General features: G+C 59.6%; 23 protein-coding genes and 4 pseudogenes. 12 read left to right on the top strand and 15 right to left on the bottom strand.

Features of this window, described 5'->3' with window-relative positions:
• Window positions 1–33 precede the first annotated feature (33 nt).
• A complete protein-coding gene (locus CAI21_RS09950; RefSeq protein ID WP_116302200.1) occupies window positions 34–912 on the top strand; it encodes a patatin-like phospholipase family protein in 879 nt (292 codons plus the stop codon).
• Between the two features lie 28 nt (window positions 913–940).
• Here the strand turns inward: CAI21_RS09950 and CAI21_RS09955 are convergent, their stop codons facing one another.
• The 3 genes from CAI21_RS09955 to CAI21_RS09965 all read right to left on the bottom strand — a co-directional run bounded on the left by CAI21_RS09955 (window position 941) and on the right by CAI21_RS09965 (window position 3,109).
• The gene (locus CAI21_RS09955; protein ID WP_116302146.1) at window positions 941–1,348 is read right to left on the bottom strand and encodes a VOC family protein; all 408 of its coding nucleotides are present in this window, start codon (window positions 1,346–1,348) and stop codon (window positions 941–943) included.
• 171 nt (window positions 1,349–1,519) lie between these two features.
• Entirely contained in the window at window positions 1,520–2,752 is a 1,233-nt protein-coding gene (locus CAI21_RS09960) for an RNA polymerase sigma factor (RefSeq protein WP_116302147.1), read from the bottom strand.
• Window positions 2,753–2,764: 12 nt separating this feature from the next.
• Window positions 2,765–3,109 carry a YciI family protein gene (locus CAI21_RS09965; RefSeq protein WP_116302148.1) on the bottom strand — a complete coding sequence of 115 codons (345 nt, stop codon included), beginning with the start codon at window positions 3,107–3,109 and terminating at the stop codon, window positions 2,765–2,767.
• A gap of 206 nt (window positions 3,110–3,315) precedes the next feature.
• Between CAI21_RS09965 and soxR the strand changes: the two genes are divergently transcribed.
• The 3 genes from soxR (at window position 3,316) to CAI21_RS09980 (ending at window position 6,809) form a co-directional block, all read left to right on the top strand.
• On the top strand, window positions 3,316–3,777 hold the full coding sequence (soxR, locus tag CAI21_RS09970; RefSeq protein WP_116302149.1) for a redox-sensitive transcriptional activator SoxR: 462 nt from the start codon (window positions 3,316–3,318) through the stop codon (window positions 3,775–3,777).
• A 236-nt stretch (window positions 3,778–4,013) separates the two neighbouring features.
• Window positions 4,014–6,074, top strand: coding sequence for a BCCT family transporter (locus CAI21_RS09975; protein WP_116302150.1), 2,061 nt, complete (start codon window positions 4,014–4,016; stop codon window positions 6,072–6,074).
• A gap of 78 nt (window positions 6,075–6,152) precedes the next feature.
• Window positions 6,153–6,809: an SDR family oxidoreductase gene (locus tag CAI21_RS09980; RefSeq protein ID WP_116302151.1), complete on the top strand. Its 657-nt coding sequence runs from the start codon at window positions 6,153–6,155 to the stop codon at window positions 6,807–6,809.
• 38 nt (window positions 6,810–6,847) lie between these two features.
• On the opposite strand, the gene CAI21_RS09985 is transcribed toward CAI21_RS09980, so the two are convergent.
• Together CAI21_RS09985 and CAI21_RS09990 are read right to left on the bottom strand one after the other, a co-directional pair.
• Window positions 6,848–7,855: a zinc-dependent alcohol dehydrogenase family protein gene (locus tag CAI21_RS09985; RefSeq protein ID WP_116302152.1), complete on the bottom strand. Its 1,008-nt coding sequence runs from the start codon at window positions 7,853–7,855 to the stop codon at window positions 6,848–6,850.
• A gap of 153 nt (window positions 7,856–8,008) precedes the next feature.
• Window positions 8,009–8,869 carry an MBL fold metallo-hydrolase gene (locus tag CAI21_RS09990; RefSeq protein ID WP_116302153.1) on the bottom strand — a complete coding sequence of 287 codons (861 nt, stop codon included), beginning with the start codon at window positions 8,867–8,869 and terminating at the stop codon, window positions 8,009–8,011.
• A gap of 88 nt (window positions 8,870–8,957) precedes the next feature.
• On the opposite strand from CAI21_RS09990, the gene CAI21_RS09995 reads away from it, so the two are divergent.
• The 3 genes from CAI21_RS09995 to CAI21_RS10005 are packed head-to-tail and all read left to right on the top strand — an operon-like array spanning window position 8,958 to window position 10,145.
• Window positions 8,958–9,287 carry an ArsR/SmtB family transcription factor gene (locus tag CAI21_RS09995; protein WP_116302154.1) on the top strand — a complete coding sequence of 110 codons (330 nt, stop codon included), beginning with the start codon at window positions 8,958–8,960 and terminating at the stop codon, window positions 9,285–9,287.
• On the top strand, window positions 9,284–9,718 hold the full coding sequence (locus CAI21_RS10000) for a YeeE/YedE family protein (RefSeq protein ID WP_116302155.1): 435 nt from the start codon (window positions 9,284–9,286) through the stop codon (window positions 9,716–9,718). The genes CAI21_RS09995 and CAI21_RS10000 overlap by 4 nt, the downstream gene beginning before the upstream one ends.
• Before the next feature lie 4 nt (window positions 9,719–9,722).
• Window positions 9,723–10,145 (top strand): YeeE/YedE family protein, encoded by a 423-nt coding sequence (locus CAI21_RS10005; RefSeq protein ID WP_116302156.1) that lies wholly within the window; start codon window positions 9,723–9,725, stop codon window positions 10,143–10,145.
• A gap of 80 nt (window positions 10,146–10,225) precedes the next feature.
• Here CAI21_RS10005 and CAI21_RS10010 read toward each other — a convergent pair whose 3' ends face one another.
• The 7 genes and pseudogenes from CAI21_RS10010 to CAI21_RS10040 form a co-directional block, all read right to left on the bottom strand.
• The gene (locus tag CAI21_RS10010) at window positions 10,226–11,887 is read right to left on the bottom strand and encodes a complex I subunit 5 family protein (protein ID WP_116302157.1); all 1,662 of its coding nucleotides are present in this window, start codon (window positions 11,885–11,887) and stop codon (window positions 10,226–10,228) included.
• Window positions 11,884–13,097, bottom strand: a pseudogene (locus tag CAI21_RS25940) (complex I subunit 5 family protein). The gene CAI21_RS10010 and the pseudogene CAI21_RS25940 overlap by 4 nt, the downstream one beginning before the upstream one ends.
• A gap of 236 nt (window positions 13,098–13,333) precedes the next feature.
• Complete coding sequence (locus CAI21_RS10020) at window positions 13,334–13,627, bottom strand: cation:proton antiporter subunit C (protein ID WP_116302158.1); 294 nt, start codon at window positions 13,625–13,627, stop codon at window positions 13,334–13,336.
• Window positions 13,628–14,565: pseudogene (locus CAI21_RS10025) on the bottom strand (hydrogenase subunit MbhD domain-containing protein).
• Entirely contained in the window at window positions 14,553–14,864 is a 312-nt protein-coding gene (gene mnhG, locus CAI21_RS10030; protein WP_258868930.1) for a monovalent cation/H(+) antiporter subunit G, read from the bottom strand. Before mnhG ends, CAI21_RS10025 begins: the two are co-directional and overlap by 13 nt.
• Window positions 14,851–15,137, bottom strand: a pseudogene (locus CAI21_RS10035) (MrpF/PhaF family protein). The gene mnhG and the pseudogene CAI21_RS10035 overlap by 14 nt, the downstream one beginning before the upstream one ends.
• The gene (locus tag CAI21_RS10040; protein WP_116302159.1) at window positions 15,130–15,636 is read right to left on the bottom strand and encodes a Na+/H+ antiporter subunit E; all 507 of its coding nucleotides are present in this window, start codon (window positions 15,634–15,636) and stop codon (window positions 15,130–15,132) included. Before CAI21_RS10040 ends, CAI21_RS10035 begins: the two are co-directional and overlap by 8 nt.
• Window positions 15,637–15,745: 109 nt before the next feature.
• Between CAI21_RS10040 and CAI21_RS10045 the strand changes: the two genes are divergently transcribed.
• Together CAI21_RS10045 and CAI21_RS10050 are read left to right on the top strand one after the other, a co-directional pair.
• Complete coding sequence (locus CAI21_RS10045) at window positions 15,746–16,324, top strand: cysteine hydrolase family protein (protein ID WP_116302160.1); 579 nt, start codon at window positions 15,746–15,748, stop codon at window positions 16,322–16,324.
• Between the two features lie 107 nt (window positions 16,325–16,431).
• On the top strand, window positions 16,432–17,454 hold the full coding sequence (locus tag CAI21_RS10050; protein WP_116302161.1) for a patatin-like phospholipase family protein: 1,023 nt from the start codon (window positions 16,432–16,434) through the stop codon (window positions 17,452–17,454).
• An 80-nt stretch (window positions 17,455–17,534) separates the two neighbouring features.
• Here the strand turns inward: CAI21_RS10050 and CAI21_RS10055 are convergent, their stop codons facing one another.
• Together CAI21_RS10055 and CAI21_RS10060 are read right to left on the bottom strand one after the other, a co-directional pair.
• Complete coding sequence (locus CAI21_RS10055; RefSeq protein ID WP_258868064.1) at window positions 17,535–18,077, bottom strand: sulfite exporter TauE/SafE family protein; 543 nt, start codon at window positions 18,075–18,077, stop codon at window positions 17,535–17,537.
• 289 nt (window positions 18,078–18,366) lie between these two features.
• Window positions 18,367–18,855 carry a hypothetical protein gene (locus CAI21_RS10060; RefSeq protein ID WP_147305086.1) on the bottom strand — a complete coding sequence of 163 codons (489 nt, stop codon included), beginning with the start codon at window positions 18,853–18,855 and terminating at the stop codon, window positions 18,367–18,369.
• 99 nt (window positions 18,856–18,954) lie between these two features.
• Between CAI21_RS10060 and CAI21_RS25945 the strand changes: the two are divergent.
• Both CAI21_RS25945 and CAI21_RS10065 read left to right on the top strand, forming a co-directional pair.
• A pseudogene (locus tag CAI21_RS25945) lies at window positions 18,955–19,760 on the top strand (ABC transporter transmembrane domain-containing protein); the annotation flags it as partial.
• Between the two features lie 21 nt (window positions 19,761–19,781).
• Window positions 19,782–20,699 carry an ATP-binding cassette domain-containing protein gene (locus tag CAI21_RS10065; RefSeq protein WP_404840869.1) on the top strand — a complete coding sequence of 306 codons (918 nt, stop codon included), beginning with the start codon at window positions 19,782–19,784 and terminating at the stop codon, window positions 20,697–20,699.
• Between the two features lie 105 nt (window positions 20,700–20,804).
• On the opposite strand, the gene CAI21_RS10070 is transcribed toward CAI21_RS10065, so the two are convergent.
• Complete coding sequence (locus CAI21_RS10070; RefSeq protein WP_116302163.1) at window positions 20,805–21,809, bottom strand: cytochrome-c peroxidase; 1,005 nt, start codon at window positions 21,807–21,809, stop codon at window positions 20,805–20,807.
• A 236-nt stretch (window positions 21,810–22,045) separates the two neighbouring features.
• Between CAI21_RS10070 and CAI21_RS10075 the strand changes: the two genes are divergently transcribed.
• A complete protein-coding gene (locus tag CAI21_RS10075) occupies window positions 22,046–23,224 on the top strand; it encodes a serine hydrolase domain-containing protein (RefSeq protein ID WP_116302164.1) in 1,179 nt (392 codons plus the stop codon).
• Window positions 23,225–23,232: the final 8 nt, after the last annotated feature.

A 23,232-nucleotide genomic window follows, 5' to 3' on the forward strand; every position in this document is an offset into this window, starting at 1 on the left:
GCCTCGGAACAACGCAAAAACGGGGTGATTAACGTGGCAGATACGCAGGCCCACAAACGTGCGCTCGTGCTTGGGGGCGGAGGCGTCACCGGTATTGCTTGGCAGCTTGGCCTATTACTCGGCCTACAGCGGGGCGGGACGAGTCTCGCAAACGCCGACCTCATCATAGGCACCTCTGCCGGCTCTAGCGTCGGCGCCCAGATAACCTGTGGGCTAACGTTAGACACACTCGTCAGACGGCAAATTCTCCCGCCCGCCAACAGCAAAGAGCGCGCTGTTCCCTACGACGGGGCCAAAGCAGCGGAAAGCAGTCGCCGTTTACTGGAAAGAATGAGCGGCGACCGTAACGCCGCCCGGCGTAAAATCGGCAGCTTCGCCTTGCGTAGCCGTACCGCGTCCGAAGCGGAGCGCAAGGCCATTATTGCCAGCCGACTTCCCAGCCGCGATTGGCCCCTGCACCCTTTACTCATTACCGCGGTCGAAGCCGAAACGGGCGAGGTACGCGGCTTTCGGCGCGACTCGGAAGCCTCGCTGGTGGATGCTGTAGCCGCTAGCTGCGCAGTCCCCGGCGCTTGGCCGGCGGTGACCATCGGCCAACGTAAATACATCGACGGCGGGGTGTATACGGTGTGCAATGCGCACTTCGCCCAGGGCTACGAAAGAGTGCTGGTGCTCAGTCCGCTGGGTTGTCACGAAGCCGACCCCGTTTGCGGCTTACTTAAAGAGGAAATCGCCGAACTCCAAGCCACGGGTAGCCAAACGCATGTCATCGCACCCGATGCGGGTTCGCAGCGCGCTATCGGGCCTAACATGCTAGACCCTAACGCCAAACCCGCGACCGCGCGAGCGGCCATTCAGCAGGGGCTGCGCTTAGCGCCGATAGTAGGCCGCTTCTGGCACGGGACACACTGACGCCCTAGGCGCCTACGGCGAAACAGGCCTATTGCCCCTGTACGGTCTCTTCCGCCATGTGAATCAGCTCCCACACATGGCCGTCCGGGTCCTGAAAGCTGTGCTGATACATAAATCCGTGATCTACCGGCTCGGCGAATGTTCCGCCGCCGGCGGCAACCGCCTTGCGGACCAAGGCGTCAACGCCTTCGCGGCTGTCTACTCCTAAGCACAGCAAAACCTCGTTGCTATGGCGCGTATCGCACACGCTATTCGGTGCGAAACCTTGGAACTTCGCGTCGGTCAGCAGCATGAGAACGATATTTTCCTCGATCACGACGCAAGCGGCTGTCTCGTCGCAGAATCGCTCGTTCAACTCAAAGCCCAGTTGCCGATAGAAACCGATCGCGCGCGCGAGATCGCGCACGGCAAGATTGATATAGATGGCACGTTTCATAGCATGTCGCCTCCGGTTGCTTATAGGTATAGCCGAACGTGAACCGCTCAGGGTTACAAAACGGACATCGGCTATCCATAGTCGTCGACAAACCGAGAGAATCGACAGTAAGTGCGAAAAAATAGCCTTTGCCGATGCAGCAGGCCGGTCAGGGCAAGGCGCCAGTTCGTGTCACAGCTCCGCCAGACGGCGCTCCAGATAGCGCCGCTCCGGGCCCTGCTCGGTCAACGCCAACGCCTTACGGAAACCGGCCCTCGCCTCTTCCCGTTGCCCAAGGCGGGCACAAAAATCCGCGCGCGCAGCATACGCCAAGTAGTAATGCTTCAGATCGCCACGATTTAATAAGGTGTCGACCTCCGTAAGGCCGGCTGCCGGCCCGTCGCGCATGGCTACAGCCACCGCTCGATTCAGCGCCACAACCGGCGAAGCCTCCATGCGCAGCAAGACGTCGTAGAGGCCTACGATTTCGTCCCAATCGGTGGCCTTTGCCGTCGGTGCGCCGGCATGCACTGCCGCGATCGCAGCCTGGATGCAATAGGGGCCGAACCGGCGCGAGCGTAACGCTTGCAAGACCAAAGCCGAGCCTTCCTCGATTTGCTCGCGATTCCAGAGGCTACGGTCTTGCTCCTCCAACCGAATCAGATCGCCCTCAGCCGTCGCACGCGCCGCACGACGCGACTCCTGCAATAGCATTAAAGCTAATAGACCGAGGACTTCCGGATCCGGCAACAAAGCATGCAGCAGGCGACATAGCCGAATCGCCTCCCCCGATAAATCGCTACGTGTAACCGTATCGCCCGAGGACGGCGAATAGCCTTCGTTAAACACTAGGTAAATCACCCGCAGCACCGCATCCAAGCGCCCGGGCAGATCCGTGCGTTCCGGTACCTCGTACGGAATCCGCGCGTCGCGGATCTTGCGTTTGGCACGGACAATGCGCTGGGCAATAGTAGTGGGTTTGACGATAAATGCCCGTGCCACCTCTTCCGTCGTTAATCCGCAAACTTCGCGCAAGGTCAACGCTATTCGCGCATCCGCCGCCAATGCCGGGTGACAGCAGGTAAAAATCAAGCGCAGCTGATCGTCCTCGACCGCCTCGCTGGCAACCGCGTCCTCTTCTTCGCCACCCGGCCGCTCGGCCAACTCCTTGAGCAAAGCCTCCTGACGAGTGTGCCGACGTAACCGATCGATGGCCTTGAAACGTCCGGCCGAGACCAACCACGCCCGCGGGTTAGCCGGCACGCCCTCCCGCGGCCACTGCGTTACAGCCGCCGCGAATGCATCCTGCATCGCCTCTTCGGCGCGATCGAAATCGCCCAATAAACGGATCAAGGTCGCCAGAATACGGCGCGACTCCGACCGATAAACCGCGGTTACCGTCTCTTGTATATCCGTTTCACGCATAGACATCGCACGTTAAGGTTTTAGCTCCCGCACGGGTCGCACCTCGATACTACCGACCCGCGCCGGGGGAATTTGGCTAGCTACGCGAATCGCGTCGTTCAAATCCCTCGCTTCGATCAGGTAAAAGCCGGCCAACTGCTCTTTCGTCTCGGCGAAGGGCCCGTCGGTAATCGCAACCTCGCCGTTTCTAACCCGCACCGTGGTAGCCGTTGCAACTGGCTCTAAAGCCTGCCCGGCGAACAACTGGCCGCTTTCCGTCAATTGTTGAGAATAGGCCATACATTCCGCATCCTGCGGGCTCTCCGGCAGCGAGTGCAGCTGATCTTCCTGCGCGTAAACGAGGCATAAATACTTCATGGCGATCTCCAGTTATGAGGGGAACATCGAGGCCCAGCGGCGAAGCGATACGGCGCTCGTGCGCCGACTTTCAGCGGTCGGGCCGGAAAGATTCATCACCTAGTCGTTTCTCACGCAGCACAATCGACAACTTGCAAAGGCAAGACCATTGACCTCAAGTAAACTTTAGGAATTAAGCTTTTGCCCTTCATCGTTGGAGAGCACCCATGGTTCGACAGAAACAAGCAAACAAACGGCAGCAGGAACTCACGGTAGGCGAGGTTGCATCCCGCGCCGGGGTATCCGTCCCCACACTGCACTTTTACGAAAGTAAAGGCCTAATACGGAGTTGGCGCAACCAAAGCAATCATCGCCGCTACGGCCGGGACGTCCTGCGGCGAGTGGCCGTCATCAAAATTGCCCAACGGGCCGGCATGCCCTTAAGCAGTATACGCGAGGCGCTCGCCGCCTTGCCCGATCAACGCACCCCGAACGCGACCGACTGGCGCGAAATGTCGACCCGCTGGCAAGCCGAACTGGAAGAACGCATCCTCTGTCTCACCCAGTTGCGCGACGACCTCAGCGAATGCATCGGCTGCGGCTGCCTGTCGATCGAGAGCTGCCCGCTCCGCAACCCGGGAGACTGCCTAGCGGACGAGGGCTGCGGCGCACGCTTACTTGAGCCGTAAACATCCCCATGTACTTCCGGATGGCGTGAGAGGCAAGGCCAGGCGCACGACTCGCCAAAGCTTTTAGAGAAAATTAACCATCAGCTTATTTGCAAGAAGGGCACAAGCCTCAGTATGGTCATTATCTAAAAGCCTTAGCGATCACCAGCGAGCTGCAACTCGTTCGCCGAAGCCATAAAAGGCTAACAGCACTCTGCCTGCGGGCTACCACTACGCGGCTCATTCGGAAGATAACTATGAACCCAGAAAATAAAGTCGTTAGAACGACCTTACTTGCGCCGGTATTTATACCCACTATTCTGGTTGCTTTACTGCTCGTCCTCGGCACAATCAGAAACCCAGACCTGGCCGGTCAAATTTTCGCGCGGACACTCGCTGAAATTACAGCCAACTTCGGCTGGTTTTACATGCTGGTGGTGGCCGCCTTTTTAGTCTTTATCGTCGCCATCGCCTTCACCAGATGGGGCAGCATCAAGCTCGGCCCCGACCATGCGGACCCGCAATACAGCTTCCCGGCGTGGTTCGCCATGCTGTTTTCCGCCGGCTACGGCATCGCGCTGCTGTTCTTCGGTGCGGCCGAGCCGGTGCTGCACTACGCCGAACCGCCCATCGGCAGCGCGGAAACCGTCGATGCCGCGAAACAGGCCATGCAAATCGCCTTCTTCCACTGGGGCTTCCATATCTGGGCGATTTACGGCCTGGTCGGCTTAGTGCTGGCCTATTTTTCTTTCCGCCACGGCTTACCGTTGTCGATTCGCTCCGCCCTGTACCCGCTGATCGGCGACCGGATTTACGGGCCTATCGGCCACGCGGTGGATGTGTTCGCCATCCTGGGCACTTTATTCGGCATCGCCACAACGCTGGGGCTTTCGGTTACGCAGATTAACGCCGGGCTTAACTACCTCATGCCTGCGATACCGGACGAAAACATACGGGTACAGATCTTAACCATCGCTATCATTACGGGCCTGTCCATCATCTCGGTGATAGCCGGCCTGGATAAAGGGATCAAGCGGCTGTCCGTGCTCAACATGATTCTGGCCGCTTCGCTGATGACCTTTGTCTTCATCGTCGGGCCGTCGATTTTCATTCTTGAGACCTTCTTGCAGAACACCGGCGATTATCTCAACAACATCGTCTCTCGCACCTTTAACCTCCAGGCCTACGAACGCACCGACTGGATCGGGAACTGGACCTTGTTCATCTTTGGCTGGACGATTGCCTGGGCACCCTTCGTCGGCATGTTCATCGCTAAAATCAGCCGCGGCCGCACCATCCGGCAGTTCGTATTCGGGGTTATGCTGGTCCCGACGATGTTCACCTTCTTGTGGTTCTCGATCTTCGGCGACACTGCCCTGCACTTGATCATGAACGAAGGGCAAACCGCACTGATCGGTGCGGTGCAAGAGAACGAAGCCGTCGCGTTATTCCAGCTTTACGAGCGGTTGCCGTTCGCGATGATCGCCTCGGTGGTGACGATTGCGCTGATTATCACCTTCTTCGTCACCTCTTCGGACTCCGGCGCCTTGGTGATCGACTCGCTGGCCTCCGGCGGCTCCCATCAAACGCCCGCCTGGCAACGGGTGTTCTGGGCCTCGCTATTAGGCGTAGTCGCCTCCGCCCTGCTGGTAGCGAACGGCTTGGAGGCACTGCAAGCCATGGCCATCGCCAGCGCGCTGCCGTTCGCGATCATTATGGTCATTGCCTGCGGCGGACTGTGGCGCGCCTTGATCATTGAGGGGCACCGCGAGGCGAGCCTACAGACGCATGTCGAGAATGCGGCCCATCGCGGTAGCGGTCTCTGGCGCAAACGACTGGCAGGGCTAATCCGCTACCCCACCCGGGAAGAGGTGGAAGATTTTATCGAAGGCACGGTGCTACGGAGCATGCAACGCGTCGAGCAAGCGCTAGCCGACCAGGAGTGGCCGGCGAAAGCGCACTACGACGAAGACGGGCCGCGTGCGTATCTGGAAGTGATAAAGACCGATGAGCTCGATTTCATATACGAAATCCGAGTCGTGTCCTATCCGCGGCCGGCCTTCGCCTATCCGGAAATGGACCGACAAACCGAAGGCGACGAGCACTATTACCGCGCCGAGGTCTTCCTACGCCGTGGCGGGCAGTCCTACGACATCTTCGGCTACGACGAACAGGAAGTGATTCGCGACATCCTCGATCAGTTCGAGAAGCACCTACACTTCTTACATATCTCTCCGGGCAACCTGCCCTGGCAGATGGAGGAGCACGACGACATGCTACAGCAAAACGAAAGTTCGGAGCCAAAGCCGCAGGAGTAGCGGCCGCAAGCACCCTTACAAAGCCTGCACAGGGGTAAAGGAAAAGCAACGTTTTCCGAAAGCGACGGAGTTCAACCCATGGCACGTATTGTTATCATCGGCGGACACGGCAAAATCGCATTGCGGCTAGCGAGGCGGCTAGTTGGCGCTGGCCATGAAGTTAGTGCTTTGATCCGTAACCCGGATCACCGCGACGAGGTAGCCGCCACGGGCGCCAAGCCGTTGCTGGCAGACCTGGAAACAAGCGACACCGACACCCTGATCAACCACCTCATCGGCCACGATGCGGTGGTTTGGTCCGCCGGCGCGGGCGGCGGCAATCCGCCACGCACCTACGCAGTAGACCGCGATGCCGCGATTCGCTCGATGAACGCCGCCCGACAAGCCGGTATCGATCGCTACGTCATGGTCTCGTATCTCGGTGCCGGCCCCGAGCATGGGGTTCCGCCCGATCATCCGTTCTTTCCGTATGCGGAGGCAAAGGCCGCCGCCGATCAACACCTGCGTGCATCTAAGCTCGCCTGGACCATCCTCGGCCCCGGCAAACTCACCGACACAGCAGGCTCCGGCAAGATTACCCTCATGCCTAATAGCCGCCCCGGCTTGGCAGACACCTCGCGGGACAACGTAGCGGAGGTCGCCGCCGCCGTTCTGCAGGCCGATAATACCATCGGCAGAACCATTGAGTTCGTCGACGGCGATACCCCCATTGCCACTGCCGTCCAAACGCTATAGAAGGTGCTAGTGGCCAATCGGCCACTAGCAGCAGGCTGCTAGTACTCCAGGCAAATCTTACCGAAGTGGGCGCCTGCCTCCTCGTGGCGGAACGCGGCGGCAATTTCGGCTAAAGCAAAGCGGCTGTCGATCACCGGCCGTAGGTCGTTGACCTCGATCGCGCGGATGAAATCCATCTGCTGGCGGCGGCTGCCGACCACCACGCCTTGTAGGCGTATTTGTTTGAGCATCATCAGTGCCGTCGGCACCTCGCCGGCCACCCCGGTTAGCACGCCGATCAGCGCGATATGGCCGCCAATGCGGGTGGCTTTGATCGATTGCGCCAAAGTGCCGGGACCACCGACTTCGACGACGTGGTCCACACCGCGCCCGCCGGTCCATTCCAGCACGCTCTTACCCCAATTTTCGTCCTTGCGGTAGTTAATCGTGTAGTCGGCACCCAGGGCACGAACTCGTTCCAACTTGGCGTCCGAGGAAGACGTAGCGATTACCGTGGCCCCCATGAGCTTGGCCAATTGCAGGGCAAAGATCGACACGCCGCCGGTACCCAGCACCAGCACGGTATTGCCGGCCTGCACCGGGCCGTCGACGGCCAGGGCACGCCAAGCGGTCAAGCCCGCCGTCGTCAAGGTCGCCGCCTCGGCGTGGCTATAGCCCTTGGGCGCTTTGGTAAACCACGTTGCCGGACACACCACCACCTCGCGGGCATAACCGTCGATGCCATCGCCCGGCACACCGGAGAAATCGCCCACTCGCGGCACCCCGTCCTGCCAGCCGGGAAAGAAGCAGGAAACCACCGAATCGCCCGTTGAGAACTCCGTAACACCCTCGCCCACGGCTTCGACCACACCCGCGCCATCGGACATCGGAATGCGTCCGTCAGGGGCCGGCATGCGGCCGCTCACCACACCATAGTCATGGAAATTGAGCGAACTGGCATGAATTCGAACGCGGATCTCCCCAACCCCCGGCTCTCCAGGGTCCGCCATATCGACTAATTCCAAGCGATCCAGGCCGCCTGGGGAATGCAGTACGACACCTTTCATATCCTGCTCCTTTTGTGAGGCACACGAGTACGTTTACTTAAGGCGCCTGGGCGTTACTACGGCCAACACAGGCTAACCCAAAGGTAGCAGGATCGAACAAAAGACGCGGGCCGGATGCCGAATAACGACCTCCGGCCCGTGCTGTGCAACCGCTTAGAGCTGATTGATCGGCAATTTCAGGTAAACGGTACCGTTGTCCTCCGCCGGCGGCATTTTGCCGGCCCGAATATTCACTTGAATGGAAGGCAGGATAAGCCGCGGCATGGCCAAGGTCGCATCGCGTTCGGTGCGCATCTTAACGAAGTCCGCCTCCGAGACCGCTTCGTTGACGTGGATATTGCGACGCTTTTGCTCGCCGACACGCGTCTCATAAGCATGCTCGCGGCGATCGCCTGGGTAGTCGTGGCACATGAACATGCGCGTCTCGTCCGGGAGCGCTAACAGACGTCGCGTCGAGCGGAACAAAGTTGCCGCATCCCCGCCGGGGAAGTCGCAGCGCGCGGTGCCGACGTCGGGCATGAACAGCGTATCGCCAACAAACACGGCATCGCCGATCACGTAGGCCATATCGGCCGGGGTATGTCCCGGCGTATGCAACGCATAGCCTTCCAGTTTGCCGATCCGAAAACGCTCGCCTTCCCGTAACAGATGGTCGAAATCGCTACCGTTGGGCAAAAACTGCTTCTCCAGATTGAACACCCGCTTGAAGATGCTCTGCACCTGGGTGATGTGCTCGCCGATGGCAATTTTTCCACCCAGCTCGCTGCGAATGAACGGCGCGGCCGACAGATGATCGGCGTGCGCGTGGGTTTCCAGAATCCACTCGACCGTCAACGCCTGCTGCCGTACGAAATCCACCAAACGCTGTGCTCCGTTCGTCGACGTTCGACCGGATTTGTTATCGAAATCCAATACTGGATCGACCACCGCCGCACAACCGCCCGGCTCGTCGTACACCACATAGCTAAAGGTTTCCGTGTCCCGGTCCAAGAATGCTTCTACTTGTGGCTGCATGATCTCACCTCACCGCCAAGACAGTTTACTTGCAGACAATATATATTTTTATATAATATTTTCCAAGCAACTTTAATGGGGCACTGCCATGCCAGATACCACCGGCTTAGACATCGAGACAATGCGGGCCGCGGCCGGCGAAGCGACCGGACTACTCCGCCTACTCGCGCACGAAGACCGTATGCTCCTGCTCTGCCAGCTCTCGCAAGCCGAGCTGTGCGTCGGCGAGCTGGAAGAACGATTGGGCATTCACCAGCCCAGCCTGTCGCAACAACTTGGCGTGCTCCGGCGCGAAGGTCTGGTAGAGACGCGACGCGAGGGCAAACACATCTACTACCGCATCGGCGACCCACGCGCCCTGCAAGTGCTGGAGACCTTGTACGGCCTCTTTTGTAAACAAAACGGAGATACGCGATGAACATCGATTGGGCGGCATTCACGCCGTGGTCGGCGCTCGCCGGTGGGGTACTCATCGGTCTTTCGGCGGCCCTGTTCGTGTTACTGAACGGCCGCATCGCCGGCATCAGCGGCATTCTCGGCGGTCTGCTCCGACCAAGCCGAAACGACATCGGCTGGCGCGTCGCCTTTCTGCTTGGACTACTGGCAGCCCCCTTAGCCTGGTTGGCCGTCGCCGGTACACCGACGATCGAGGTTGCAGCCGGTTATCCGCTCATCGTTGCCGCCGGGCTTATCGTCGGTATCAGTACCCGCTATGCCAGCGGCTGTACCAGCGGCCATGGCGTTTGCGGGCTGTCTCGCTTATCGCCGCGCTCATTAATAGCCACCTTAGCCTTCATGGGCACCGGTTTTCTGACGGTATTCGTCGTACGGCATCTCCTGGGAGCCTAACCCCATGCACAAAACAACCGCTTCGGCTTTTCTGGTGGGCCTGTTATTCGGGTTCGGGCTGTTGGTCTCCGGCATGGCTAATCCGGAGAAAGTACTCGGTTTTCTTGACCTGTTCGGCGCCTGGGATCCGTCCTTGGCCCTGGTGATGGCAGGCGCGATCGGCGTCGGCCTGATTGCCTTTCGCTTCGCCGGTGGCCGCGAGCGCACCGTGCTCGGCGAGCCGATGCGCATCCCTACCAAGCGTGATCTCGACGCTCGCCTGATTATCGGCAGCCTTGGCTTTGGCGTCGGCTGGGGCTTGGTCGGGTTCTGCCCAGGCCCCGCCCTGGTCGCCCTCGGCGCCGGCGAGGCTAAAGCAATCGTATTTGTTACCGCGATGCTCGGCGGCATGGCCGCATTCGAACTCCTCGAACGCAACAAGTCCTAGCAAGCATGCGCCCATAGCAATGGCGACCGCTTGTTAGTCGTTAGCGCTTATCGCCCCACACACGGGGCGATAAGCTCCGCTCAAAACGGCGGCCACTTGCTGCCCACGGCGCTTTGCCCCAGCACAAATAACAAAACCAAGGCCAACACCAACAGACTATGGCCGATAATCGGCCAACGGTGCAGCCCTCGCTCCAGCCTCGTCAAGCATAGAGCACCAACCTGCCACAGGCGCTGCACGCTGGCTTGCTCAAGGCAAGGCAGCGGCCGCCCCCACCCTCCTAAGCCCGTGACGGGGAGCCAACGCCATGCGCTAGCTACCAGCAACGCAAGCAACAGCGGCCAACTCGCTCCCCACACGGCAGAAAGCCCCACACTGTCCGCGACCAGCGGCTCGCCGGCAAACCACCGCCAAGGTAAGGCTAACGCCAAGACGACCGCACCGCACCAGGTACCCAACAACCACCAACCGCCGAACTGTGTGCCAACGGCCCGCTCCTGTCGAACCACGGCAAGAAAACGCAACATAGCCAACATCGTTACCACGCTGCTTAGGTACAACATGGCCGGCATCCATTCCGCATAGGCCGTCGGCGTGGCAGCCAAGCCCAGCGCCGTCTTTGCTAGCAAACCGCCGGTGAAAGGCGCCCCCGCCAAGGCTAACGCCAGACAGGCCAACAGCACCCACACCAGAGTTCGCTGGCCTGTGCGCATAAACACCCCGACCCCGAGAAACAAGCCGGCCTTCACCAGCCCATGGTGCAGAACGAAAACCGTCGTCGCCGTCCAGGCGGAAGCTACCGCCGCAGGCTCGCTCAACGCCAAGCCCGCCACCACGACGATAAGCCCCATCTGGCTCACGCTAGACCAAGCCAGCACTGTCTTCGCCCGCGCGCTGAACATAGCGCGGAGCGCACCGTAGAAGGTGCCGATCACGCCCAGAACGACTAGCGTCATGCCCCAACTCGGCATGTTGCCCAGCCCCGGCTCCACAACGCGCCACCACCCCAGGGCACCCGCCTTGATCATCACCCCGCTGAGCACCGCACTAGCCGGAACCGGCGCCACCGAATGGGCGCGCGGCAACCAGCTATGCAGACCAACCACCCCGAGCTTGAGGCCGAAGCCGATGCCGAACAAAACGAGCGGCACCGTCGGCGCCCCCGCAAGCACCGCCTCGAACGCCAAGAACTCGCCGGGCGCGCTCCGCGCGGCCAATAAAGCCACGGCCGTGAGCAGACACAACTCCCCCACACTCATCATCAGGAAGTAACGATAACCGGCCTGGCGCGCAGCCGTATCGCGCGAGTACACGATCAGGCCATAAGCAGCAAAGGTCATCACACCCAGCGCCACATAAAACGCCAGCACGCCATCGGCGAGAACCAGACCTAAACTACCGCCCAAGCTCAGACACCACAAAGCGGCAAAACCAGGGTTAGGGCGCTGCCCGAACCAGGCCAGTACGAACGCGCCGGCTAAGCTCCAGATCAAAGCTGCCGGCAGCAGAAAAGCACCTGCCGTAGCATCCAGTACGAAACCGATACCGGGCAAGGATTCGGGCCGCCACACAACAGCCTCCGCCGACCCGCAGAAGGCCAAGACCAACGCCGGCAAAGGAGCAATAGGCAGTAGGTAAACCGCTGGCGTACGCAGCCGCGGTAGCGTAAACAACAGCAAGACCGCCCAGGGTGTAATCAATGCCAGCTGCAAGCCGCCGGCGGCCGAGACGAATGCGCTCATCCAAACTCCCCGAAGGGAAGCCGCCCCGGCTCCAACAGCAAAGCCAACAAACCCAAGCCGACAGCGGCCAACGCTAACGCCAAGGCGCTGCCCGACAATAGCCCCGAGACGCCTGCACCGGCTACAGGCGCCACCGGGCGGGCGACCACCTCTAATACCCGAAGCAAGTAAATAATCGTTAGAAAACTACCGGCCACAATCGCTAACGCCCAGAGCCAAGCGTCTACCGACAGCGCTGCCTGTAGCAACCACCATTTACCGACAAAACCGCCGGTCGGCGGCAACCCCACTAAACTCGCCATCGCCAAGCACACTGCCAACCATAACACCGCGGTCTCTCGGCTCGCACCGCCAAGTCGCGCCAAACGATCGAAACCCTGACTCAGCAGCAAGCCGCCCGCCGCCAAAAAAGCGCTGCCTTCGCCAAACCATGGGCCAGCACTAGCAGCACCGCCCCGGTCCACGCCAATTGGCTGCTATCCGCGTCCACCGCCAAGGGAAAAACTAACATTCCAAAACCGAACTGGGACACGGTCGAATAGGCGATCAGCATTTTCAGTCGCCGTTGCAGCAACGCCTGTAGACCGCCCCATAGAATGGCAGCCACCCCCAAAAGACCCAGTAGCGTTGCACCGCCCTGGCCCAACAACTCCGCGAACGGCCCCAGCCATAATCGCACCGCCAGGTAAAACGGAGCGGCCACTACCACGGCCGAAAGCACCGCGCTCACCGCTGTGGGCGCCTTTCCGTGCGCCGCCGGCAACCAGAAATGCAGCGGAAATACAGCGGCTTTCAACAACAAACCCAGCGTCATCACAACGGCGGCCAATACGCTGGCCAGATCGGCTTCGAAGACGTCCGTCAGCAACCCGATATCGAGCACGCCGTAGCGGCCGTAGAGCAAACTCACGCCCAGCAAGTAAAGGGACGAGCCGAGTAGAGTCGCCAGCAGATAGCTCCAGGCCGCCGCCAAAGCCGGGGTACCGACGGCTAAGGCAATCAAGGCCACAGCCGATAAGCCCATCAACTCCTGCGCCACATAAATATTGAACAGATCGGCCGACAAAAACAGCGCATTCAAGCCGGCAACCAAGAATAGCCATAAGGGCCAGAAAAAGCGCTGGGCTACGAGCATATTGCCCGCCGCCCCCGGTTCCGCCGCTCGATAGGCACCGGCACACGTCGCCACGCCCGCAGTAAGCAGCAACATAGCGCCGCTTAGCCCGTCCGCGTGCCATGCGATACCTAAAGGCGCGGGCCAACCGCCCAGCGTCTGCCGCCACGGGCCAACGCTCAGCACCTGGAAAACCAACACGCCGGCCGCCGCCAACACGATGACGACGGCAACCAGCGCAAGGGCAAGAGCCGCGCGCGGCACGACAAACGCGCCGATTGCCGCCAACAACGGCAAGACCACCAACGCAACCGCGGCCCACTCGCCGAGCGTCACGGCCGCTCCTTAGGCCGACCCGCAGCGTCCTGCCGCCCTCGGATCGGCAATCGCACCAACAAGGCGAGAGCGACCGCCGTCGTACTGACGGTAACGACAATACCGGTTAGTACAATGGCATGAGGCACCGCATCGAGAGGCTCGGACTGACGCGCAACGGCCACTAGCAGCAAAAAGACCGAAGCGCTTAGCACATTCAGCGACAACACCTTGCGCAACGGGTGCCGCGCCGAAAATAAACCGGATAACCCTATACCAAACAAGGCCCCAGCCAGCACCATATACATCATTTAACCATCCCTGCCTTCCCACTGCGTTGGTGGCCTCCCGCCTAGGTAAAGGGCAAAAATCAGCAGTGCGATGGAAAGCCCCGCGGTCAACTCAAGCAACAAGATCGTCTCGGTTGCCCAAGCGACAGGATAGGTAAAGAAACCGAGCCCCATAAAGGCCGTCCCGGCCGCCACGGCCACCATACAAGCCAAACCCAGCGATAAAACGCCACGCCAAGGAAGCGAGCCGGACAGCCACGGGCGCGCCCGCTTAGCAGCATGAGAATGCCTCCCGCCCCAAGCACGGCACCGGCCTGAAACGCGCCACCGGGCGCGTGGCTACCCCGCCACAATAGGTAAACGCTAAGCAACACAAAAACCGGGAATAATAAGCGCCCCAAGGCCGGCAAAGCCGGCGACGGCACGGCGGGCACTAGCGGCCGTGCAACTGCGCCGAAAGACCAAAGCACAATCGCAGCCAGCAATAAAACGCCGACCTCCAGCAAGGTGTCGAAGGCCCGGAAGTTCAACAACACTGCCGTTACCGGGTTATCGACCCCCGACCTGGCCAAGGCCGAATCCACATGCTCGCCCAAGCCCGGCGTCGGCAACTGCCAGGCCACCACCGCGAGCAAGCCCAACACGGCTAAGCCGGCAGGTACCCACAGCCACCACTCGCGCGGCGCACTCGCACCGCGGTCATCCGAATACTCAAGCCGCCCCAAAGCGGACAATAGCAACGCGCCGGTTACACCCGCACCAATGGCGGCTTCCGCCAGAGCGATATCCGGCGCTTCCAGCCTCACCCAAGCAAGCGCCATCAACAACCCGAAGACAATGAAACTAACAACCGAGCGGAACAGCCCCGCGCCGTGCGTCGCCTGCCAGGCGAGCCATAACAGAGCCAACGCCAACAGCCCATCGAAAACGGCCGCCGGCCAGATCGTCACAGCCCCCATGGCCTCATTCCGCGCTGATGGGCAGTGCGTGCGATCAAACCGGCCCCAATCGCCGAAGCCAGTAGCATCAAACCCCATACCAACAAGAGCTTAAGCGTCGTCAACCAACTGCCGGAGTACAAACCCAAGCCTATGCACACCAGGCCAAGCCCGGCGCTGTCGCTCTTGGAAAGTGCATGCAGGCGACTGTATACGTCGGGAAAGCGCAACAAGCCTAGCGTGCCGAACAAGAAAAAACGATGCCGAACAAGACGAACACCAGGCCAATCCATGCCACCATACTCATCATTCTTTCTCATTTTGAGTTTGCGAAGACGCCGTGCTCGACCAAGCCCGGCGGACAAAGGTCACCACCGCCAAAGCCGATAACAAGGCAAAACCAACGCAACGTCGAGTAAAATATCGTTACCGCCCACAATGGCCAGTAACAACAAGACAGCCACTGCCGAGGTGGAAAACATCTCCGCGGCCAGCATACGATCGGCCGCCGACGGACCGCGTAATACGCGCACCATACCCACCACAATATTCAGTAGCAAAACGGGCACGAGATACAGGAGGAAATCATCCATGCCGATTCAACCCCTCCCCGAACAAGCGTCCAACTAAAATCTCCAACCGCCGCAAGCCGGCCAGCACCCGCGCGGTATCGCCCAGAATGTGTATGGTTAACCCACAGTTCCTATCCGTCACGCACAGAGTACCGGGCATCACGTTAATGAGATTCGCGAAGAAAACGCGGCCGTGCCCCGGCGCCAAGCGCCAGGGGTAAGAAAGCAAGGTCATGGGCGGCGGCTGCCTCGGCGATAAAGCGCGCCACGCGACCTCCGCCGCACCGCGTAGCGTCAAGCCCAAAAACGCGGGCAGAAACTGCAACAACCCCCACAGGCTAATTCGAAGCCTCCGCCCCGCAACAAACGGATTAGCCCGTTCCGCAAAAACTACCGCAACCGCCCCCCACCAGAAAGAGCGCGCATCGCCCTCGGCGATGATCCACCAAATCGTTGCATAAGTTGCAACACGCCAAGGCAACCCTGCCCAGCGCGAGCGCTTACCGTCGTCCTGTAGCAAGCCACACCCCCCGTTACCATTATTACGACATCTTTATCATATGAGCGGGAGGCGGCACGACTTACCCCACTCAGTTGAATGCTTACCCCATGGCCGCCAAAAAGCCTCTATGGCGAAAAACGACCAACAGAGCTTTCCGGACATTGCGGCCAACGCGGTACTACTGGTCGATGTCATCAACGACCTGGAGTTCGAGGGCGGCAAAGCCATACTCGAACACGCCTTACCAATGGCGGAGCGGTTGGCAGCGTTAAAGGCCAAAGCCCGAGAGGCTGCGGTACCGATCATTTACCTGAACGATAACTTCGGCCAATGGCGGTCCGATTTCCGCGCTGTCGTCGAACAAAACGTTAACGGAGACGTACGAGGCCAACCCATTGCCCAGCGCCTGCAACCGGAATCGGAGGATTACTTTGTCCTCAAGCCCAAGCACTCCGGGTTCTTTGGCACGACCCTGGAAACCTTGCTGCGTTTTCTGCAAACACGACGCTTAGTCATCGGTGGGCTCACCACCGATATGTGCGTCCACTTCACCGCAATGGACGCCTATCTCCGCGACTACAAAGTACACATCCCCTGTGACGGCTCAGCCGCCAGCTCGCCGGCCATACACGAACAGGCCATTCGATATATGGCCCGGCAGCTCAAAGCGGATACGGCACCGGTAAGCGATGTCGACTTTCCTTAAGCCTCCAGGCATTTAAACATGTCGTCAACCACGCCATTACGTGTGGAGAAGATCCTTTTGAACCTGTTGCAGCGAAGATAGGCAAAAACAAGAGGGGCGCTCCACCGATGGCAAATCGAAAAACGGTAGAACTGGCCTTGCAAGGGGGCGGCGCGCACGGAGCCTACACCTGGGGTGTCATCGACCGCCTGTTAGAGGACGATGCCATCCACATCGAAGGTATCTGCGGCACCAGCGCCGGCGCGATGAACGCGGTAGTTGTGGCGGACGGTCTGCAACGAGATGGCAAACCAGGCGCCCAAGCCAGCCTGCGCCGCTTCTGGAAAGCGGTGAGCGATGCGGCTCAGTGGTCCCCCATCCAACGCACGCCGCTAGACCGCCTACTGGGCCGTTGGACGCTGGATTACTCGCCCGGCTATATCCTGATGGACCTGATGAGCCGCGTAATCTCTCCCTACGACCTGAACCCACTGAACCTTAACCCCCTGCGCGACCTGTTGATCGAGCACGTGGATTTCGACTGCGTCCGCCGCTGCCAAGGCATCAAGCTATTTGTCGCAGCCACCAACGTGCGAACAGGCAAACAAAAAATCTTTCGCCGCGAGGAGATGACGGCGGACAAAGTCATGGCCTCGGCTTGCCTGCCTTTTCTCTTCAAAGCGGTGGAAATCGACGGCGAAGCCTATTGGGACGGCGGCTACATGGGGAACCCGGCCCTGTTTCCGCTGGTGGAAGAATGCGATGCCCAAGACCTCATTATCGTCCAGATCAATCCTATCAAACGTCACGACATTCCTCGTAGCGCCAACGAAATCCAGAACCGTGTCAATGAGATCTCGTTCAACGCCAGCCTGATCAAGGAAGTGCGCACCCTTGCACTACTGAAGCGGCTAATTCAAGAGGAGAACTTAGATCGCAAACGCTACAAAGACATGCTTATCCACCGGATCAGCGCCGATGCGGAACTCGAACCGCTCAGCGTTTCCAGCAAACTCAATGCCGAATGGGCATTTCTGCAACACCTGCACGACGTAGGCTTTCGCGCCGCCGATAACTGGCTCACGCAAAACTACGACGCGTTAGGCAAGCGCTCTACCCTGGACATCGAGTCGGTATACGTGCACGACTAGTACGCCTTCGCGCTTTGTCGGTTCAGCGGGCTTGGTGGGAGCACAGCTCCGAACCGGCAAAGCGCGAAGGCGAGCGGCCACTAGCCGAACAGCGCTTCCCCCAGCACACCAAGCGCCGCCACCGTACACAGCAATAGCAGGATCGGCCGCAGCGTATTCGGCCCGAGCAAGGGAATCGCCCAACGACCGGCAACGAAACCTGCGATCGCCGGCCCCAGCAGCCAGAGCGATGCGGTCATCTCCGACCGGCCGAAATGGCCGATAGCCGCCAAACCGATGAGCGAGAGAATGCAGCTGACGAGAAAATAGGCCGACAGATTCGCTCGCACTCGCTCGCCGGTAGCATGCTGATAAATCAAGGCCATCGGTGGGCCGCCAATGGATGTGCTCGTGCCCATAAAACCGGAGACGGCCCCCGCCGCCAGCAGGCGATTACGGGTAGGCGTGATATGGATAGGTAGCAGGCTAATCGCAATCGCCAGCAGAACCGACACGCCGATGAGCAGCGGCAGAATCTTCCCCGGCGCTTGCGCCACCACCCAGAGCGCCACGGCCATGCCCGGCAAACGCCCCAGCAGCGCCACGCCCAACTCGCCCAAGGCCAAACCGACCCGGTTTTCCAAACATTCAACACGGATAGCACGGCCGCCAAGGCCAATACCGGCCCCGGCACCAACTGCGGGTCGATCAGATACAACAGCGGCGCGGCCACAATCGCCAAGCCGAACCCGACAGCGCTTTGCACCAAGGCACCGACGAACACCAAAGATGCAGCTAACAGCCACTGAAGCAAAGAAAGCTCCATGGCACAACACTCCTAACCAAAACAAGCACTCGCCCGGCGCAAAAGAATTAACTAAGGGGCATTCATTAACCTACCCACAGCGGCCAAGGGAAGCACTCAATATTTCCCTAACTAAGGCGTGGGTCTATCTTTTCTAGTATTCTGACTACTTTCCTTGCTCGGAAGCCAATATAGCCGACCAATACCGATAAAGGCAGCAATACAAACCCTATGAGTTTGGGCAAGGCACCCAAGTAAGGGAACGCAAAGCCAAAGGCCACCAACCCACCTACGAGAACCAAAATAATCGCCAATAAAAATAAAAAGTTAGGAAGATGCCGGCCATACCCCCACTCATCAAGCGTAAGGTTGCGATATCCGTAGGCGAAGAAGCTCCCGTTTTGGTAGCCGCCAACAACCGCCAAACGGTCCCCTTCATTGATGATAATCGGCATATCCCCATCAATCGTAACTAAGCGCCCGGTAATATAAAAAACGCAGATTTTCTTATAGCGCGGCACGCCACTATGAAGCGCACTATGGTTGGCATCCCTTACCTCCCGGACTTTCACACCTTCGGCGACGCCTATTACGAGCTCCATTTTTCCCCCAATCATTCTCCCCCTCGCAGCAACTCGTCTTGCTCCCAATAGTATGGGCAGGCCAACTTCTGCTACTGTTACCGCCGCCCGAACTATCCATAGGGTTATCCGTCTATGCAAGCCCCACCCCGACAGGCCCTGCAACCGCTATTACGCTATATCCAGCCTCACCGCGGACTGCTCGTGCTCGCCATTGTCGCACTATTGACTGCTGCAGCGGCGACGCTGGCACTGCCGGTGGCTTTTCGCCTAGTGATTGACTCGGGCTTAACCGCCGCGCACGCGGGCAACATCGACCGCTATTTTATCGGCTTGTTCGGCATTGCCGTGGTGCTGGCACTCGCCACCGCGTTGCGGTTTTACTGCGTCAGCCTATTTGGGGAGCGGGTCGTCGCCGATATTCGGCAAGCCGTATACAGCCACCTACTCAAACTCGACGTCGTTTCTTCGAAACCACCCGTACCGGCGAGCTGCTGTCGCGCCTGACCACCGATAGCGAACTCGTGCAAACCGTACTGGCCTCCAGCGCTTCCGTTGCACTGCGCAGCCTGCTCATGCTGCTCGGGGCGGCTGTGTTACTGGTCGTCACCAGTCCGCAGCTTGCCGCCTACATCGGCGCGGTAATCCCGCTGGTGATCGTGCCCATTATTGTGTTCGGCCGTCGGGTACGGGCTTTGTCGCGGCGTAGTCAGGATCGTATCGCCGATACCAATGCGCTTGCCGGAGAATCGCTCAACGCCATTCGCACCGTACAAGCGCACGCCCGGGAAAGCTATGAAAGCGCGCGCTATCGCAGCGCCGTACTCGCCGCTTTAAAAGCAGCCGTCCAACGAACCCGTGCTCGCGCGCTACTCACCGCCGTTATCATCCTGTTGGTTTTCGGCGCCGTGTCGCTCGTGCTGTGGTTAGGCGCTCGGGCCGTCATCGCCGGCACCATGAGCATGGGAGAGCTGGGTCAGTTCGTGCTTTATGCCGTCATCGCCGCCGGCTCCGCCGGATCGCTCAGCGAGGTATGGGGCGACGTACAGCGTGCTGCCGGCGCCGCCGAACGGCTCGGCGAGTTGTTATCGACCCAAAGCGATCTCCGCCGCCAACAAGGGCAAACGCTGCCCCAAGGCGACGGGCAACTCGACTTTCAGGCCGTACAGTTCAGCTACCCTTCCCGCCCCTATCCTCCGGCACTGGCGGACTTCACCTTGCACATTCGCGCGGGTGAAACCATCGCTTTGGTCGGCCCCTCCGGGGCAGGAAAGAGCACCGTCCTACAACTCTTGCTGCGCTTTTACGACCCGGAACGCGGCAGCATCGCTGTCGACGGCGTCGACCTCCGCGATATGCCGCTACACGCATTACGGGAGCTTATTGCGCTGGTTCCGCAGGAGCCGATCATTTTCGGCGCCAGCGCACGCGAGAACATCCGCTATGGCCGCTTAGAGGCAACCGACGCAGAAGTCGAAACCGCCGCCCAAGCAGCCGAAGCCCATGATTTCATTAACGACTTACCGGACGGCTACGACAGCCATCTCGGCGAGCGCGGCGTTCGGCTCTCCGGCGGTCAGAAGCAGCGCATCGCCATCGCCCGCGCACTCCTTAGCAAGGCTCCGCTGCTGCTTCTCGACGAGGCGACCAGCGCGCTCGACTCGCACAGCGAACAGCTGATTCAACACGCCCTGGAACGACTCATGACCGGCCGCACCACTGTCGTGATCGCCCATCGCTTAGCCACCGTACTGCGGGCCGACCGAATCGTTATGCTTGAGGCTGGCCGCATCGTAGCAATCGGCAAGCATGAGGAGTTAGTTGCGCAAGGGGGGCTTTACGCGGACCTGGCGCGGTTACAGTTTAACTATGCAGGCTAGTGGTCGATGCTGCTTATTTTCCTGATATACACGCGAGAAGCGGCTTCGAAAAGGCTCATTAAAAAGAACTCACGGGCCGCTTAGGCGGCCCGTGAAGTGCGGCTCTCAGTCAAACGGCTGTGGCCGCGGTGTGGTGGGCCCGGAAGGCGGCAGAATCGGCAGTTGGATGCGCGGCTGCTCGCCAGTCAGAGTTTTTAGGAAAGCGACGATTTGCGCCGTTTCTTCCTCGGTATAAACCCGCCCGAGCTGCAAACGGCCCATGATGTCGACGGCCTCTTCCAGCGTATCGGCGGCCCCGTCGTGGAAGTAGGGATAGGTTAACTCGACGTTGCGTAGGCTAGGCACCTTGAAGCTGAAACGATCGGCGTCCTTACCGGTAACCGCAACCCGCCCTTCAGCCGGATTATCGGTTTGGTACGGCTCGACCACACCCATTCGCTGGAAGGAAGTTCCGCCGGCGTTCGGGCCGTTATGGCAGGCCACGCAGCCGCTGCTCTTAAAGAGCTGGTAGCCGGCCAGCTCTTCCGCCGTCAGCACATCGTCATCCCCTCGCAACCAGTAGTCGAAGCGAGAGTTAGGGGTCACCAAGGTTTCTTCGAAAGCCGCGATGGCCTCCGTCACCATGTCGATGTCGATCTGATCGGTGCCGTAGACGTCGACGAACAACTCGACATAACCCGGTATCGACGCCAGGACTTCTACTGCCAACTCGTGGGTGAACGCCATTTCCATGGGGTTTTCGATCGGGCCGCCGGCTTGTTCCTGTAAGGTCTCGGCACGGCCATCCCAGAATTGGGCTAAGTTCAAGCTTGAATTAAGAACGGTGGGCGAGTTAATAGGCCCTTCTTGCCAGTTATGACCAATCGAGGTCCGAAGATTATCCGACCCGCCCCGGCTTAAGTTATGGCATGAGTTGCATGAGATAAACCCGGAACGCGATAAGCGCGGTTCGAAAAACAGCTTCTTACCTAACTGGACTTTGGCCGGATCGGTCACTTCGGCAGGTTCGATAGGCTGTATTGGCTCATTACGAACGCTACTAGCACCAAGCGCTCCCGTAAACAGCACACTCCCAGCCAGTACTAACGTGGATATTGTCGTGATTCTCATTCAATCCCCCTTGGCGACTAGTGCCGTTCGCCGCCGGTATAGCGTGGTCTCGTTAACGACAATATCCCTCAATACAGCAAGGGTTATTTTGACATAAATCAAATCCGCACTCAGAGGCTTGGTGTAAACCCCTATTTGTAGCCGGGATCGATTAGCGGCGGGAAAAGCCTGGGCAGCCACAGTAGGCGGCCATAGATCTGTTAGCTTGGGGAAGTAACGAGCCAAGGAATTACGGTATGAAACGGTCTATCGCACTTGGCACCGTAGCGCTTGTTCTATTGCTCGGCCTATCGGTCTGGCTGTTTTATTTCGAACCAAAGCTCAGCCTGCTCGATCCCGATAGAGCCGCGGAAAATTTCCGCAACATGGACGCTATCTTTCCCACCGTGGCTATTCCGGCCTCGACCCAACCGCGACCGCTGCCGGAAGGCCCGTCGCTTTCCGCCGCCATGCTCGACGAGGAGCTACCGGAGTTTCTTGCGCGCAGTCAAACAACGAGCCTGATTGTTCTACACGGAGGGCGACTCGTCCACGAGTCGTACTATCAAGGCTACAGCGTGGACAGCCAGGCGACGTCCTTCTCGGCGGCTAAAGCGGTGTTGTCGGCACTTATCGGCATCGCGATTGCCGAAGGGGCTATAGGTAGCGTGGACGATCCGGTCGTCGCTTATCGGCCGGATCTAGCGGATTCCGGCTTTGCCGACGTGACCCTTAACGATCTTCTCCGCATGACATCCGGCATCGCCTTCGACGAGGATTACTCCGACCCCGAAAGCGACGGCATTGCCATTCACTACCAACTCTATGCACGCTTCCGAAGCATCGAACGGCTAACGGCAACCTATCCGGCAGCGCAACCGCCTGGCACCTCCTTTGACTATGCCAGCATCAATACGCAGGCCCTCGCCATGGTGCTCGAAGCGGCTACCGGTGCGTCCCTGCCCGACTATCTCTACGAGAAGCTATGGAACCCTTTGGGGATGGCCGCCGGCGCGACGTGGATTACCGATGTCTACGGCAACGCGGTCGGCTTCTGGGGCTTGAGCGCTCGCCCGCGCGATCTGGCAAAGTTCGGCCAGCTCTATCTGCAACAAGGCGCTTGGGACGACGAGCAGCTTATCCCGCCAGAATGGATCGCTCGCTCAACCGAAGCCGAAGAGCCATTCTTGCAACGAGGGATCATTAGAAACAACTGGGGCTATCAGCACAAATGGTGGTTACCGCGCGACGGCGATCAGGATTACGCGGCGCTCGGTCTATGGGGGCAGATCATATACATCAACCCCCACTTCGAGCTGGTAGTCGTCAAAACCTCGGCGGACCCCAATTTCCGTGCGCATGAATTCGAAGCGGTTGAGCGTTTTCGCCAAATCGGCGCCACGCTCTCCTGTCCCACGGCTCTAACCGAGTGCTAAAAAGAACG

Origin of the sequence: Alkalilimnicola ehrlichii, from assembly GCF_003399765.1 — a bacterium.
In the GTDB taxonomy this organism is placed as follows: Bacteria; Pseudomonadota; Gammaproteobacteria; order Nitrococcales; family AK92; genus AK92.